Annotated in this window: 14 protein-coding genes; 9 read left to right on the forward strand and 5 right to left on the reverse strand. The window is 57.5% G+C overall.

Features of this window, described 5'->3' with window-relative positions; translation table 11 throughout:
- Positions 1 to 23: 23 nt before the first annotated feature.
- From pheP to ACOTZP_RS08060, 5 genes are all read left to right on the forward strand, one after another.
- Entirely contained in the window at positions 24 to 1409 is a 1386-nt protein-coding gene (gene pheP, locus ACOTZP_RS08040; protein WP_023305623.1) for a phenylalanine transporter, read from the forward strand.
- 316 nt (positions 1410 to 1725) lie between these two features.
- The gene (locus ACOTZP_RS08045; protein WP_023299501.1) at positions 1726 to 2961 is read left to right on the forward strand and encodes an MFS transporter; all 1236 of its coding nucleotides are present in this window, start codon (positions 1726 to 1728) and stop codon (positions 2959 to 2961) included.
- 15 nt (positions 2962 to 2976) lie between these two features.
- Positions 2977 to 4002 (forward strand): sugar phosphate isomerase/epimerase family protein, encoded by a 1026-nt coding sequence (locus tag ACOTZP_RS08050; RefSeq protein ID WP_332976451.1) that lies wholly within the window; start codon positions 2977 to 2979, stop codon positions 4000 to 4002.
- Positions 3995 to 5137: a Gfo/Idh/MocA family protein gene (locus ACOTZP_RS08055; RefSeq protein WP_271074477.1), complete on the forward strand. Its 1143-nt coding sequence runs from the start codon at positions 3995 to 3997 to the stop codon at positions 5135 to 5137. The genes ACOTZP_RS08050 and ACOTZP_RS08055 overlap by 8 nt, the downstream gene beginning before the upstream one ends.
- A gap of 75 nt (positions 5138 to 5212) precedes the next feature.
- On the forward strand, positions 5213 to 6184 hold the full coding sequence (locus ACOTZP_RS08060; protein WP_045621287.1) for a LacI family DNA-binding transcriptional regulator: 972 nt from the start codon (positions 5213 to 5215) through the stop codon (positions 6182 to 6184).
- Here ACOTZP_RS08060 and ACOTZP_RS08065 read toward each other — a convergent pair whose 3' ends face one another.
- The gene (locus tag ACOTZP_RS08065; protein WP_022647326.1) at positions 6185 to 7429 is read right to left on the reverse strand and encodes a mechanosensitive ion channel family protein; all 1245 of its coding nucleotides are present in this window, start codon (positions 7427 to 7429) and stop codon (positions 6185 to 6187) included. It lies immediately after the preceding gene.
- Positions 7430 to 7496: 67 nt separating this feature from the next.
- A complete protein-coding gene (locus tag ACOTZP_RS08070) occupies positions 7497 to 8933 on the reverse strand; it encodes an MFS transporter (RefSeq protein WP_045307906.1) in 1437 nt (478 codons plus the stop codon).
- A gap of 107 nt (positions 8934 to 9040) precedes the next feature.
- Between ACOTZP_RS08070 and ACOTZP_RS08075 the strand changes: the two genes are divergently transcribed.
- Entirely contained in the window at positions 9041 to 9910 is an 870-nt protein-coding gene (locus ACOTZP_RS08075) for a helix-turn-helix transcriptional regulator (protein ID WP_022647328.1), read from the forward strand.
- 153 nt (positions 9911 to 10063) lie between these two features.
- Complete coding sequence (locus ACOTZP_RS08080) at positions 10064 to 10666, forward strand: hypothetical protein (RefSeq protein WP_421633684.1); 603 nt, start codon at positions 10064 to 10066, stop codon at positions 10664 to 10666.
- A gap of 27 nt (positions 10667 to 10693) precedes the next feature.
- Here ACOTZP_RS08080 and nfsB read toward each other — a convergent pair whose 3' ends face one another.
- From nfsB to ACOTZP_RS08095, 3 genes are all read right to left on the reverse strand, one after another.
- Positions 10694 to 11347 carry an oxygen-insensitive NAD(P)H nitroreductase gene (nfsB, locus tag ACOTZP_RS08085; RefSeq protein WP_003858884.1) on the reverse strand — a complete coding sequence of 218 codons (654 nt, stop codon included), beginning with the start codon at positions 11345 to 11347 and terminating at the stop codon, positions 10694 to 10696.
- 120 nt (positions 11348 to 11467) lie between these two features.
- Positions 11468 to 11836, reverse strand: coding sequence for an MmcQ/YjbR family DNA-binding protein (locus ACOTZP_RS08090; RefSeq protein ID WP_022647330.1), 369 nt, complete (start codon positions 11834 to 11836; stop codon positions 11468 to 11470).
- Positions 11826 to 12416: a TetR/AcrR family transcriptional regulator gene (locus ACOTZP_RS08095; protein ID WP_271086587.1), complete on the reverse strand. Its 591-nt coding sequence runs from the start codon at positions 12414 to 12416 to the stop codon at positions 11826 to 11828. The genes ACOTZP_RS08090 and ACOTZP_RS08095 overlap by 11 nt, the downstream gene beginning before the upstream one ends.
- Before the next feature lie 192 nt (positions 12417 to 12608).
- On the opposite strand from ACOTZP_RS08095, the gene ACOTZP_RS08100 reads away from it, so the two are divergent.
- Both ACOTZP_RS08100 and ACOTZP_RS08105 read left to right on the forward strand, forming a co-directional pair.
- Positions 12609 to 13712, forward strand: a complete 1104-nt coding sequence (locus ACOTZP_RS08100; RefSeq protein WP_146877024.1) for a RomA family MBL fold metallo-hydrolase — start codon at positions 12609 to 12611, stop codon at positions 13710 to 13712.
- A 32-nt stretch (positions 13713 to 13744) separates the two neighbouring features.
- On the forward strand, positions 13745 to 14086 hold the full coding sequence (locus ACOTZP_RS08105; protein ID WP_017694370.1) for a RamA family antibiotic efflux transcriptional regulator: 342 nt from the start codon (positions 13745 to 13747) through the stop codon (positions 14084 to 14086).
- Positions 14087 to 14115 lie beyond the last annotated feature (29 nt).

Here is a 14115-nt window from a genome sequence, read left to right on the forward strand (position 1 = left end):
TAAAAAAGAGACAGGGGTAGGGCGTGAAAGACGCGTCATCCGCTTCAGGCCATGGTAGCGCTGAAGCTTCGTCGGATCAGAGTCCGACGCTGCAACGTGGTTTGCAAAATCGACATATTCAGTTAATTGCCCTTGGCGGCGCGATCGGTACCGGGCTGTTTCTCGGCATCGGCCCCGCCATTCAAATGGCTGGCCCGGCGGTTCTGCTGGGTTACGCTCTCGCAGGGATTATCGCCTTCCTGATCATGCGCCAGCTCGGCGAGATGGTTGTTGAAGAGCCGGTGTCCGGCTCCTTCGCGCATTTTGCCTATAAATACTGGGGTCCGTTCGCAGGCTTCCTCTCCGGCTGGAACTACTGGGTGATGTTCGTGCTGGTGGGCATGGCGGAGCTGACCGCCGCAGGCATCTATATGCAGTACTGGCTCCCGGACGTGCCAACGTGGATCTGGGCGGCGGCCTTCTTCATCATCATTAACGCCGTTAACCTTGTGAACGTGCGCCTGTATGGTGAGACCGAGTTCTGGTTTGCGTTGATCAAGGTGCTGGCGATTATCGGCATGATCGGCTTTGGCCTGTGGCTGCTGTTCTCCGGCCACGGCGGCGAGCGTGCATCGATCGACAACCTGTGGCAGCACGGCGGCTTCCTGGCGACTGGCTGGAAAGGGCTGATCCTCTCGCTGGCGGTCATTATGTTCTCCTTTGGCGGTCTGGAGCTGATAGGTATTACCGCTGCCGAAGCGCGCGATCCGCACAAAAGCATTCCGAAAGCGGTCAACCAGGTGGTGTACCGTATCCTGCTGTTCTATATCGGCTCGCTGGTGGTGCTGCTGGCGCTCTATCCGTGGGTGGAAGTAAAATCTGACAGCAGCCCGTTCGTGATGATCTTCCATGACCTGAACAGCAACGTGGTGGCTTCCGCGCTGAACTTCGTCATTCTGGTGGCGTCTTTGTCGGTGTACAACAGCGGGGTTTACTCCAACAGCCGCATGCTGTTTGGCCTCTCCGTACAGGGCAACGCGCCGAAGTTCCTTACCCGCGTCAGCCGTCGCGGCGTACCGATCAATTCGCTGTTCCTTTCCGGCGCTATCACCTCGCTGGTGGTGCTGATCAACTATCTGCTGCCGAAAGAGGCGTTTGGCCTGCTGATGGCGCTGGTTGTCGCCACGCTGCTGCTGAACTGGATCATGATCTGCCTGGCGCACCTGCGCTTTCGCGCGGCGATGCGCCGCAAGGGGCGCGAGACGCAGTTCAAGGCGCTGCTCTATCCGGCGGGGAACTACATCTGTATCGCCTTCCTCGGCCTGATTCTGGTGCTGATGTGCACCATGGATGAGATGCGCCTGTCAGCGATGCTGCTGCCGGTGTGGGTGGTGTTCCTGTTTGTTGCCTTTAAACTCTCTCGAAGGTAAAAGCAAAACGGCAACCAGGTTGCCGTTTTTAGTGTTTGCACCCTCTCCCTGTGGGAGAGGGCCGGGGTGAGGGCACCAGACCGCACCACACTACCCGCCTTCACGCCCGGCACCGCTGCGCTTACCGGGCCTACATGTTCGGGGACGTTATTTAGTAGGCCGGGTAAGGCGAAGCCGCCACCCGGCACCTCCGCTTCACCATTATCGTGACCCCTCTCCCAATTCTGTTTTGATCCACAGGATCTTTGTTTTGTAATCGATTACTTTTTATTTGAGCTAATTTGTAATCGATTACTTTTTCCGGGTGAGGCTTATCATGGTGTCAACTGAGAGTAGTGAAAAGGCAATAACGCAGCACCGGCTGCTGGTGCCGCGTCTGTCGCTGATGATGTTTCTGCAATTTTTTATCTGGGGTAGCTGGTCGGTCACGCTTGGCCTGGTGATGACCCGGCACAACATGTCACTGCTGATTGGCGACGCGTTCTCAGCCGGACCCATCGCCTCCATTCTTTCGCCGTTCGTGCTCGGGATGCTGGTGGACCGCTTCTTCGCTTCACAGAAGGTGATGGCGGTGATGCACCTCGCGGGCGCGGCGATCCTCTGGTTCGTGCCGGGGGCGCTGATTGCTGAGAACGGCGCGCTGCTGATTGGCCTGCTGTTTGGCTACACGCTCTGCTACATGCCAACGCTGGCGCTGACCAACAACATCGCGTTCCACAGCCTGGCAAACGTGGATAAAACTTTCCCGGTGGTGCGTGTGTTTGGCACCATCGGCTGGATCGTGGCGGGCATTTTTATCGGCGTCACCGGCGTGGCGTCCAGCGTGACCATCTTCCAGGTAGCGGCGGTCAGCTCCGTGCTGCTGGCGCTCTATAGCCTGACGCTGCCGCACACGCCAGCACCGGCGAAAGGCCTGCCTGTGAAGGTGCGCGATCTCTTCTGCGCGGACGCCTTCGCGCTGCTCAAAACCCGCCACTTCTTCGTCTTCTCCGTCTGCGCAATGCTGATCTCCGTCCCGCTCGGCACCTATTACGCCTACACCGCCTCGTATCTGGCGGATGCCGGCATTGCCGACGTCAGCACCGCCATGTCCTTCGGGCAGATGTCTGAGATCGTCTTCATGCTGGTTATTCCGCTGCTGTTCCGCCGCCTGGGCGTGAAATATATGCTGCTGATCGGCATGCTGGCGTGGTTCGTACGTTATGCCATGTTCGCGCTGGGTGTCAGCGAGGAGGGGCGCATTCTGCTGTATCTGGGCATTCTGCTGCACGGCGTCTGCTACGATTTCTTCTTTGTCGTCGGCTTTATCTACACCGACCGCGTGGCGGGAGAAAAGGTCAAAGGCCAGGCGCAGAGCATGATCGTGATGTTCACCTACGGCATCGGCATGCTGCTCGGCTCGCAGATTTCAGGGGCGCTTTACAACCGCCTGGTGGCAGGGCAGACCGTGCCGCAGGCGTGGGTTACATTCTGGTGGATCCCGGCGGTGGCTGCCGCGGCGATCGCGCTGATTTTCCTTCTCACGTTTAAGTATGACGATGACAAGGCGTAATGTTCTGGAGGTGGTATGAGGACAATGAAAGGACCGGGCATTTTTCTGTCGCAGTTTATTGGCGGGGAAGCGCCCTTCAACACGCTCGACGGGCTGGCAGAATGGGCGGCGTCGAAGGGTTACAGAGCGGTGCAAATCCCCTGCAACCATCCGCATATCTTTGATGTGGAGAAAGCCGCAGAGAGTCAGGCCTACTGCGACGACATCACCGCTAAGCTGGCCGCGCACGGGCTGGTCATCAGCGAGCTGTCGACCCATCTGGAAGGGCAGCTTGTGGCGGTGAACCCGGTTTACAGCGAGGCGTTTGACCACTTCGCACCCGCATCCGTGCGCGATAACGATGCGGCGCGTCAGACGTGGGCAACGGAAAAACTGAAGCAGGCGGCGGTCGCCTCGGCCCGATTAGGCCTGAAAGCGCACGCCACCTTCTCCGGCTCGCTGGCCTGGCCGTTTTTCTATCCGTGGCCGCCGCACAACGAGCAGCGTTTTCAGGAGGCGTTCGAGGCGCTGGCAACCCGCTGGCGGCCAATACTGGATACCTTCGACGAGCAGGGCGTGGACGTCTGCTTTGAGCTGCATCCGGGGGAAGATCTGCACGACGGCGTAACCTTCGAGCGTTTTCTGGCGCTGGTGGATAACCATCCGCGCTGCAACATACTCTACGACCCGAGCCACATGCTGCTTCAGCAAATGGATTACCTGACCTTTATTGATCTCTACCATGCGCGCATTAAAGCGTTCCATGTCAAGGACGCGGAGTTCCGCCCCAGCGGGCGCAGCGGCGTCTACGGCGGCTACCAGCCGTGGATCAACCGCGCCGGACGTTTTCGCTCGCTGGGTGACGGGCAGATCGACTTTAAGGGCATCTTCAGCAAGCTGACCCAGTACGACTACAACGGCTGGGCGGTGCTGGAGTGGGAGTGCTGCCTGAAGGATGGCGATACTGGCGCGAGTGAAGGCAGCGAATTTATCCGCCGCCACATTATTCCCGTTTCCGGACGGGCGTTTGATGATTTCGCCGCAGGGGGCAGCCATGATTAACGTCGGGATTATCGGCAGCGGGTTTATTGGCCCGGCACACATCGAGGCGCTCAGGCGTCTCGGGTTTGTGCAGGTGGTCGCGCTCTGCGACGGTTCGCTCGTTAAGGCGCAGGAAAAGGCGCGCCAGCTAAATGTGCCGCATGCTTACGCCAGCGTGGAAGAACTGCTCGCGCTCCCTAATCTGCATGCGGTGCACAACTGCACGCCGAACCACCTGCACGCGGAGATTAACCGCCAGATCCTGCGCGCGGGCAAGCACGTGTTTTCCGAAAAGCCGCTGTGCATGACGCCGGACGAGGCGCGCGAGCTGGTGGCGCTGGCAGAGCAGGCTGGCGTGGTGCATGGCGTGAGCTTTGTCTATCGTCAGTTTGCGATGGTGCGCCAGGCGGCGAGCATGATGCGCGCGGGCACCCTCGGGCGGCTGTTTGCCTCGCACGGCAGCTATTTACAGGACTGGATGCTGCTGGAAACCGACTACAACTGGCGGGTGGATGCCGCGCTCGGCGGCGCATCGCGGGCGGTGGCGGATATCGGCTCCCACTGGTGCGATACGGTGCAGTATGTCACCGGCAGGCGCATTACTGAGGTGATGGCTGATTTATCCATCGTCTGGCCGACGCGCAAGGCTAACGTGGCGGGCAGTCAGACGTTTACGCACGACGAACATGCTCACTATGAAGATAAACTGGTCACTACCGAAGACTTCGGCTCGGTGCTGTTGCGTTTTGACGACGGCAGCAAGGGCAGCTTTAGCGTCTCGCAGGTGAGCGCGGGGCGAAAAAACCGCCTGACCTTTGAAATTAACGGCAGCGAGCAGTCGGTGGCGTGGGATCAGGAAACCCCGCAGCAGCTGTGGATCGGCCATCGCACCCGGGCAAACCAGACGCTCAGCGACGATCCGGGTTTGATGAACCGTGATGTGGCCGACAGCGCCCATTTCCCCGGCGGACACATTGAAGGCTGGCCGGATGCCTTTAAAAATATGATGGCGCAATTTTACCGTGCCGTGCAGGCGGGAGCGATGCCGGATAATCCGCAGTTTGCCACCTTCCACGATGGCGCCAGTGTGATGTATATCCTTGATGCGATTGTGAAAAGCCATCAGCAGCAGCGCTGGGTGCGTGTGGAATACTGACGCATTGCCCGGTTCGCCGGGCAACCAATTTATGGTAGCCTGCACAAAACGCTAACCGCAGGATGTATCGTCGCTATGTCAATTCAGAAAATCGCTCAACTGGCCGGGGTATCCGTGGCAACGGTCTCTCGCGTACTGAATAACAGCGATACCGTGAAGGCGAAAAACCGCGAGCGCGTTTTGCAGGCGATCCAGGAGAGTAACTACCAGCCCAATCTGCTGGCGCGTCAGCTGCGCACCGCCCGCAGCTATATGATCCTGGTGATGGTCTCGAACATCGCCAACCCGTTCTGTGCCGAAGTGGTGAAGGGCATCGAAGCCGAGGCGGAGAAAAACGGCTACCGCATTCTGCTGTGCAACTCCGGCTCGGATATTGAGCGCTCCCGCTCGGGCTTAAGCCTGCTCTCCGGCAAAATCGTCGATGGCATTATCACTATGGATGCGTTCTCGAAGCTGCCGGAGCTGGCCGCGCTGATTGGCAACGCGCCGTGGGTGCAGTGCGCCGAATACGCCGATGCGGGCGCGGTCTCCTGCGTGGGGATTAATGATGTTGATGCCTCTCAGCATGTTGTCAGCCAGCTTGCCGACGGGGGCCGCAAACGCATTGCGCTCATCAACCACGACCTCAGCTACAAATATTCCCGTTTGCGCGAGCGCGGCTATAAGAGCGTCATACACCTGCGGGATCTGGACTATCAGGCGGTGGAGTACGCCAGTGAGCTCAGCTCCAGTGCGGGCATGGCGGCGATGCAAAATCTGTTAAAAGCAAACCCGCCGGATGCGGTGTTTGCCGTTTCTGATACGCTGGCGGCGGGGGCGCTGCGCGCCATTCAGCAGGCAGGGCTGCGGGTGCCAGAAGATATCGCGGTGGTGGGTTTTGACGGCACCGAGCTGGCGGAGATGATTTCTCTCACCACCATTGAACAACCGTCGCGGGATATCGGGCGCAAGGCGGTCAATCTGCTGTTAAATAAGATCGACAACCCGGATGCGCCCACGGAAAGGGTCATGATGGACTGGCGCTTTATTTCCCGCGCCAGCACCTGATTATCTGGCGATGACGCCAGCCAGCGAGCGAATATCGTTTCCGGTTGGCGACTGGTGAATACGCAGGCCAAATTCATCCACCACCGCGAAAATATGATCGAAGATGTCGGCCTGAATATCTTCGTATTCCGCCCAGATCACCGTGTTGGTAAAGGCATATATTTCAATCGGCAGCCCGTTGGCATCTGGCGCGAGCTGGCGCACCATCAGCGTCATATCTTTACGAATACGCGGGTGGTTACGCAGATATTCATTCAGATAGGCACGGAAGGTGCCGATATTGGTCATCTTGCGCAGGTTTAATACCGATTCCCCTTCGCCGTTCTGCTGATTCCACAGGTTAATTTCCTCATGACGCGCGGCCAGATACGGCTTCAGTAGTTTCGCCTGAATCAGTTTCTGCTGCTCCTGCTCATCGAGGAAATGAATGCTGGTGGTATCGATATTCAGGCTACGCTTGATGCGGCGACCACCGGAGGCTGACATGCCGCTCCAGTTGATGAACGCGTCGGACACCAGCGCCCAGGTCGGGATGGTGGTGATGGTGTTATCGAAGTTGCGCACTTTAACGGTGGTCAGGCCGATGTCGGTCACCGTGCCGTTGGCGCCGTATTTCGGCATCTCCAGCCAGTCCCCGAGCTTCAGCATGTCGTTGGCGGAGAGCTGAATACCGGCCACTAAGCCCAGTATCGGGTCTTTAAAGACCAGCATCAGAACGGCAGCCATCGCACCCAGGCCGCTTATCAGAATGGCGGGTGACTGACCGATCAGAAGGGAGATAATTAATATTCCCACCAGAATGGCGCTCACAAGCTTGATGCCCTGGAATATCCCCTTCAGCGGCAGCTGTGATGCGGTGGCCATTTTCTGCGACAGATTAAAAATCACATCCAGCAGCGAGAAGAAGGAGAGCAGGGCATAGACCATCACCCACAATTTTGCGCAGGTGGTGAGCATTTCCGCCGCTTCGCTGCCTTTTTGCAGCCACAGAACCGCCTGAACGTTGACGATTATCCCCTGGAGGGTAAACGCCAGACGGTGAAATAACTTGTTCTGCGTAATGATCTGCAACCATAAATGGCTGCTGGCCTGCGCGCGTTTTTCGAAGGCGCGCAGCACCACTTTGTGCAGAATAAAATGAACGATAATGGCTGTAAGAAAAATAATACCAAAGATAATCACTAAAGAGGTGGTGTGATTAATTTCAATCCCTAACTCTTCAACCTGAGCAATTAATTCCTGCATAACGTCTCCTGTATTGATGCAGCCCCATAATGGCGGCTGCGGATCTATTATGCAAATTCAGGCAGTTTTATTTTGTCGCCGGACAGGCCTTGACGACCGGTAAACACAGACGATGGCGCATACGCAGCGTGGCCAGCGCCAGCACTCCCATCATGGCCGTTTCCACCATCAGGAAGACGTTGACTGCCTGGGTGTAATCTCCGTGATGATTTTGCAGCCCGTGCAGCAAAATCGCGCCGAAAATGGCCGGGCCAAGCCCCAGCGCAGCCTGTTGCAGCGTGCTTAAAATCGCGCTCGCGGCCCCTGCGTCGTCAGGCTGGATATCGCGCATCCCGATACGGTAGAAGCTGTTTACAATCAGCGCCTGCCCGTAACCCACCAGCCCGGTGGCCGGGGCCAACGTCAGCGCGGTATTCTGCATTCCCCAGTGACGGAACGTGGCGATCAGCGCCACCAGGCCGACAAGCTGAATCGCAAGCCCGGTCAGCAGGATGGCGCTGGTGCTGTAGCGGGCAATCAGGCGTGGGGCGAACCAGGCGGAAATAAAATAGGTGACGCCGAGCGCGATAAAGCTGTTCCCGGACTGCCACGGCGCCATCCCCAGACCGCTTTGCATGGTCAGCGCCATACAGAACATAAACCCGGACCAAACGCTGAAAAAGAGTATCCCGATCAGCACGCCAAAACGGATGCTGCGCAGCTGCAACAGGCGCGGCGCGATGAGCGGGTGGGCATCTTCTCGCTCTTTCTTACGCGCGTTTAACACCATCAAATAGACCAGCGGCACAATCGCCAGCAGCGCGGCCTTCAGCGGCCACGACCAGTGCCACTGCGGGCCGAGCGCCATCGGGAACAGCAGACAGCACAGTATCGCCGTCAGCAGGACAGTACCGGTCCAGTCAATGCGCGACGGCGTGTCGCGGCGGGTTTCCGGTACGTAGCGACGGCTCAACGCCAGCACCACCAGACAAATCGGCACGTTGATAAAGAAGGCGTTACGCCAGCCAAGCCCGGCGATGTCCGCCGACACCAGCCAGCCGCCACCCATCTGGCCGACGATAAACGCAATACCGCCGATACCGCCGAACAGACTGATCGCTTTGGCGTGTGCCGTTCCTTTTAACGTCACGTGCAACGTCGCGAGAATTTGCGGCATGATCAGCGCGGCGCCCGCGCCCTGGATAATGCGCGCGGCAAGCAACTGTTCGATATTGCCCGCTATGCCGCACAGCAGCGAGGCCAGGCCAAAACTCGCCACGCCCCACATAAACAAGCGACGGCGGCCAAGGTTATCGCCCAGCTTGCTGCCGGGGGCCAGACAGACGGCAAAGGCCACGCCGTAGAGGGCGACGATCAGCTCCAGTTCGGTGGCGGTGGCGTGTAACGAATGGGTGATGGAATCCAGCGCCACGTTGGTGATCGAGGTATCAATCAGCGGCAGCATCTGGCCGGTTAATAGCAATATCAGGCCCGCACGACCCGGTGAAACAACTGACGTATTCATGGTGACTCCATTGCGTCAAACAGCGTAGAGTCGTAGCATCAACCATCTGATAAACGGGTACCAGTTCTTACTTATACTGGTACTGGTACTACCATGCAGGAGATGTTATGGCGCTGATGTCTGAACCTGTCACCTCTCTCCAGGATGACACCCGCAAGCAGCTGGGCGCGTTTTTGCGTGCCCGGCGCGAAAGCCTCGATCCGCAGCGGCTCGGCTTACCGCGCAGCGGCCGTCGCCGCACGCCGGGCCTGCGCCGGGAGGAGGTAGCGATGCTCGCGGATGTCGGTGTGACCTGGTACACCTGGCTGGAACAGGGCCGGGACGTCAATCCGTCCAGCGCGGTGATGGCTGCCATTGCAAAAGCGCTGCAATGCACCCCGACCGAAGCCCGGCATCTTTTTGTGCTTGCCGGTTTGCCGCCGGGCGAAGCCCCGCAGGCGGTGTGCTGTGAGGGGATCAGCGAAGGCACGCGTCGCCTGCTGGATACCCTGATGCCGAAGCCTGCCAGTATTCAGAAACCGAATTTCGATATCGTGGCGTGGAACGACAGCTTCGGACACCTGATGGGCGTCGATTTCAACGCTATCCCGCCGGAAGATCGCAACTGTATTTACCTGTTCCTCACCCATCCGGCGTGGCGCGCGCGGCTCGGCAAACGTGACGACGTGCTGCCGATTTTCGTCTCCTACTTCCGCGCGGCAATGGCTGAGCACCGTGGCGACCCGCTCTGGGAAGCGAAGCTGGCGCGTTTTTTTGCGGTGTCCGAGGAGTTCAAAACCCTGTGGCACCAGCGCAACGACGTGCGCGGCGTGGAGAACCAGCTCAAGCTGTTCACCCATCCCGAGCTGGGGGATTTTCATCTCCAGCAGATGTACTGGTACTCTGCGCCGCGAAACGGATCGCGGCTGCTGGTCTATTTACCGGTGGACGAGGCGGGGGAGAGGGCGATGGCGTGGCTGGAGGCGCAGGGGAAATAAGTTTTTTGCGAGGGGCTTTCAGGGAATAAGAGCTGGCTCTGCTAAGCGGATGAGACAGGTATAAGGTGGCGTTTAACTTAAATCAACCGACTGAATCGACATCATTTCGATGAGGGATTAAGTCGACTATACTCACGCCATGAGAAACAACAAATGTCGCCACTGATGATTGATTCCGCAGACTTCAGCCAAAAACTCGGCCTTATCTCCCGAAACGTCGAACACACCGAAGCGTTCCTGGCACGAGGTACGGCGGATTTTCATCTGCCGGGGTTTCTGCTGCCTGTGGGATACCGGCTCCTGAAATCGCGTTATGATGATGAATATCGTCTCGTGACCACCGATGACGGCAAACCTTATACGGCGTATGCCGTAAAGCTTAAATTTCATAAAGAAATTACCTTTCCCCACGGTGCCGCCACGCAGGTGATGGTGTGGCGTACGCCACGTGCCGTTCATCAACGCGTGATAAGCGGGTTGCCACAACTCTTTTTTCAGTGGGTGCTAAGCGAATACGACATCGTTGTCTCTGACAGCGAACAAACGGGAGACGGGCAACGGTTCTGGCTGCGCATGATCGACTGGGCGTTTACCATGAACTATCGCATTAGCGTGGCGGACGGTACGGTGGGAGAAGAGTGGACGTTAACGCCCGTAAATTCCTACGCTGAGCTGGAAGAGCGCTGGATTGCTTTTGCCTGGGGAAACGATCGTGAGGTCCATCCGCATCGCAGGCTTGTCATCAGTAAAGCGTAACGGGCCGCATGCAGCGGCCCATTTTCATTAGCATTCAGTCACAATCGTGCTCAGCGGCAGGCGAGACTTCGGCAGCGTGGCATTGAAATCCTCAACGCTGTGATGCCCAACCGGCACCACCACCAGGCTGGTGAAGCCTTTCTCTTTCAGGCCGAACTCTTCGTCGAGGATTGCGGCATCGAAGCCTTCAATCGGCACTGCGTCCAGGCCCATCGCGGCCACGCCCAGCAGGAAGTTGCCGACGTTCAGGTAAACCTGCTTCGCCATCCACTGGTCGTCATCTTTCAGATCCACGCGGTGCATGTCGGCAAAATAGCACCGGCCTTTGTGGTTCGCGGCTTTTGCTTCTGGCGTGGCGAAACGGCCGTCAGCCTCTTCCTGATCGACGACGCGCTCAAGCCAGGCATCGTCCATCGCGGTTTTCGCGCAGAACACCACCACGTGAGAGGCATCCAGCATTTTGCGTTCGTTAAACACATAGGTGCCCGCCGCGGATTTTGCCACGCGCGCTTTACCCTCTTCAGTGCTGGCAACAATAAAGTGCCACGGCTGGGAGTTGGTGCTGGACGGGCTGTATTGCAGCAGCGTTTTGATTTTTTCCGCTTCTTCTGCGGTCAGTTTTTTGGCTGGGTCGAACGCCTTGGTAGAGTGGCGTTTCAGGGCGACAGAAATAATATCCATAACAACTCCTGGTGATGAAATTCGCCCGCGGGCGGGCGTGAAAGGAAAGCAGATTACCGCGCGAAGCGGGAAAAGATAAGTGCGATTCGAGCGCTTATTCTGTTCGTCTCAGACGAACAATCAGGCTGGCCGAATCCACTTCTGATCTTTTTTCGGCAGTTTATCAACGACCAGATTCCACGAATCCGTAATCAGGTCGGTGACCAGTTCAGGCGTGATGTCGTCCGTGCCATAAAGGGAGATCCAGTGTTTTTTATTCAGATGGTAGCCAGGCTCCACGCCACGGTAGATCTGCTGATTGAGCAGCGATTTTTCCGGATCGGATTTCAGGCTGACGTGGGCCCGACCGTGAGCGGTCGCCATCAGCATAAAAATTTTCCCGCCCACCTTAAACACGTCATACTCCGGGCCAAACGGCCAGCAATGTTCGGTAAAAGGCATCTCCAGCGCGACGCGTCTGGCATGTTCCTGCAAGGCTTTACTGTCCATGGCTCTCTTCCTCAGCAAGCCCGCGCCACATGGCTTCAAAGCCCAGCGCTTCAAAATCGACGGCACGGGACGGATCGCGCGCGGCAAACTCCATGGTGGTTTCAGCCAGCGATAAGAATATTGCATCACCGAAGGTCTTAAACTCGTCAGACATAAACACCGGGCGCACCGAGCGGTGACACAGTTCGTGTATTTCCGGGAACATGTCTTTCACCGCCTGCTCGGTTTCAATGTTCAGCTTTTCACTGACGCCAATCTGGCGGATAGCCGCATGCGCCAGGGGGTTACGAATGCCCCAGTCCACATAGCTATTCCAGATATTACGGGTATGCTCTTTTGGCTGGGTGATGGTGCGATCGAGGTTCGCCAGCATGGTCTGGCAAAGATCCTGCTTCAGATGCAGATAGAGGGCATTCAGCAGATCGTCTTTGGTAGCAAAGTAGCGAAACAGTGTCCCTTCAGCGACGCCCGCATTACGGGCAATTAACGCCGTTGAGGCGGCAATACCTGACTGCGCAAACGCAGCCGTTGCTGCTTCCAGTAAGGCCTGTTTTTTATCTTCACTCTTCGGACGTGCCACTAAATTTTTCCTCCCGTCAATTGTAAAAACCCTGATTGAAACACGTGCTTTGCCACGCTGCAACGCGGAATGTCAAAGATCGAAAACCTTCTTGACGGCGTAATCATCCTATCTATAATGAGTGCTTACTCACTCATAATCAAGTTCAACCCGCGCAAACTATCGGACAGGGCGCGTTGGCGGGTCAGGATAATGAAAAAGCCTCTATTCATCTGCGTGGTGTTAGTTATGATTATTGCTTCAGCTGCCAGTTTACCGTTTGTACTGAATGCCGGATTTGGCCAGCCACCGCAGGGTGCGCAGCTCTCTGAAGTGGAGGCCTCTCCGCACTATCGCGACGGGCAATTCCATAACACGCTCCCTACCCCGGGCTTTACCGGGCAACAAAATATGCTGGTGGCGTGGTGGCAGTTTCTTACCCGTAAAACCGAAAACGCCCGTCCTGCGCAGCCGCTGCCGCTGGTGAAAACCGATCTGGCGAGCCTGCCGCCTGAGCAGGACACGCTGGTGTGGCTCGGCCACTCCTCCTGGTATATGCAGCTGGCGGGGCAACGAATCCTGATCGATCCGGTTCTGAGTAACTACGCCGCACCGTTCTCCTTCCTCAATAAAGCCTTTGCGGGGGAGTACCCGTGGCGTGCGGAGAGCATGCCGGAGATCGACCTGCTGATTATCTCCCACGATCACTATGACCATCTGGATTACGCCACCATCAAGGCGCTGCTGCCGAAGGTTAAGCGCGTGGTCACCCCGCTGGGCGTGGGTTCGCATCTGCGCTACTGGGGGATGAACCCTGAGATTATCGACGAGCGGGACTGGAACCAGTCGGTACGTATCAGCGATGCGCTGACGGTTCACGTGTTGCCGGCGCGCCATTTTTCCGGGCGCGGCATTAAGCGTAACCAGACCCTGTGGGGCAGCTTTATGTTTGTCTCTCCGGAGCAGAAGGTCTACTACAGCGGAGACTCCGGTTATGGCCCGCACTTCAAAGCAATTGGCGAGCAGTTTGGCGGAGTTGACTTAGCCATTATGGAAAACGGCCAGTACGACCAGGACTGGAAGTACATCCATATGCATCCGGCGGAAACGGCGCAGGCCTCGGCAGATCTCAATGCCAGAGCGGTCGTACCGGGACATAACGGGCGTTTTGTGCTGGCGAAACATACCTGGAACGATCCACTGATCCAGCTGGCGAAAGCCAGTAAGGATAAAAACTACCGGCTGCTGACACCGGAGCTGGGCGAGCCCGTGCGGGTGAGTGATACCACGCAACAATTTCGCGAGTGGTGGGAATAATGTTTAAGCGAGAAGCAGAGGGGGAGAGCAGTATGACGATTTCCGCTCAGGTCATTGATACGATTGTCGAATGGATCGATGACAACCTACACCAGCCGTTACGCATCGAAGAGATTGCCCGCCATGCGGGTTACTCAAAATGGCATTTACAGCGGCTGTTTATGCAGTACAAAGGCGAAAGTCTGGGGCGCTACATCCGCGAACGCAAGCTGCTGATGGCGGCGCGCGATCTACGTGAGTCAGACGAGCGCGTGTACGATATCTGCCTGCGCTACGGGTTTGACTCGCAGCAGACGTTTACCCGCATCTTTACCCGCACCTTCAACCAGCCGCCCGGGGCGTACCGCAAAGAGAACCATAGCCAGACACATTAACATGTCGCGTGTAGGCCGGGTAAGGCGTA

It is taken from the genome of Enterobacter cloacae complex sp. SYL001 (genome assembly GCF_049237025.1).
In the GTDB taxonomy this organism is placed as follows: domain Bacteria; phylum Pseudomonadota; class Gammaproteobacteria; order Enterobacterales; family Enterobacteriaceae; genus Enterobacter; species Enterobacter intestinihominis.

Excerpts from the sequence above, each read along its gene's own strand:
- ACOTZP_RS08065 (WP_022647326.1), bottom strand. The coding sequence starts at position 7,429 with ATGCAGGAATTAATTGCTCAGGTTGAAGAGTTAGGGATTGAAATTAAT.
- ACOTZP_RS08075 (WP_022647328.1), top strand. The coding sequence starts at position 9,041 with ATGGCGCTGATGTCTGAACCTGTCACCTCTCTCCAGGATGACACCCGC.
- ACOTZP_RS08055 (WP_271074477.1), top strand. The coding sequence starts at position 3,995 with ATGATTAACGTCGGGATTATCGGCAGCGGGTTTATTGGCCCGGCACAC.
- nfsB (WP_003858884.1), bottom strand. The coding sequence starts at position 11,347 with ATGGATATTATTTCTGTCGCCCTGAAACGCCACTCTACCAAGGCGTTC.
- ACOTZP_RS08105 (WP_017694370.1), top strand. The coding sequence starts at position 13,745 with ATGACGATTTCCGCTCAGGTCATTGATACGATTGTCGAATGGATCGAT.
- ACOTZP_RS08100 (WP_146877024.1), top strand. The coding sequence starts at position 12,609 with ATGAAAAAGCCTCTATTCATCTGCGTGGTGTTAGTTATGATTATTGCT.
- ACOTZP_RS08090 (WP_022647330.1), bottom strand. The coding sequence starts at position 11,836 with ATGGACAGTAAAGCCTTGCAGGAACATGCCAGACGCGTCGCGCTGGAG.
- ACOTZP_RS08070 (WP_045307906.1), bottom strand. The coding sequence starts at position 8,933 with ATGAATACGTCAGTTGTTTCACCGGGTCGTGCGGGCCTGATATTGCTA.
- ACOTZP_RS08045 (WP_023299501.1), top strand. The coding sequence starts at position 1,726 with ATGGTGTCAACTGAGAGTAGTGAAAAGGCAATAACGCAGCACCGGCTG.
- ACOTZP_RS08050 (WP_332976451.1), top strand. The coding sequence starts at position 2,977 with ATGAGGACAATGAAAGGACCGGGCATTTTTCTGTCGCAGTTTATTGGC.
- ACOTZP_RS08080 (WP_421633684.1), top strand. The coding sequence starts at position 10,064 with ATGTCGCCACTGATGATTGATTCCGCAGACTTCAGCCAAAAACTCGGC.
- ACOTZP_RS08060 (WP_045621287.1), top strand. The coding sequence starts at position 5,213 with ATGTCAATTCAGAAAATCGCTCAACTGGCCGGGGTATCCGTGGCAACG.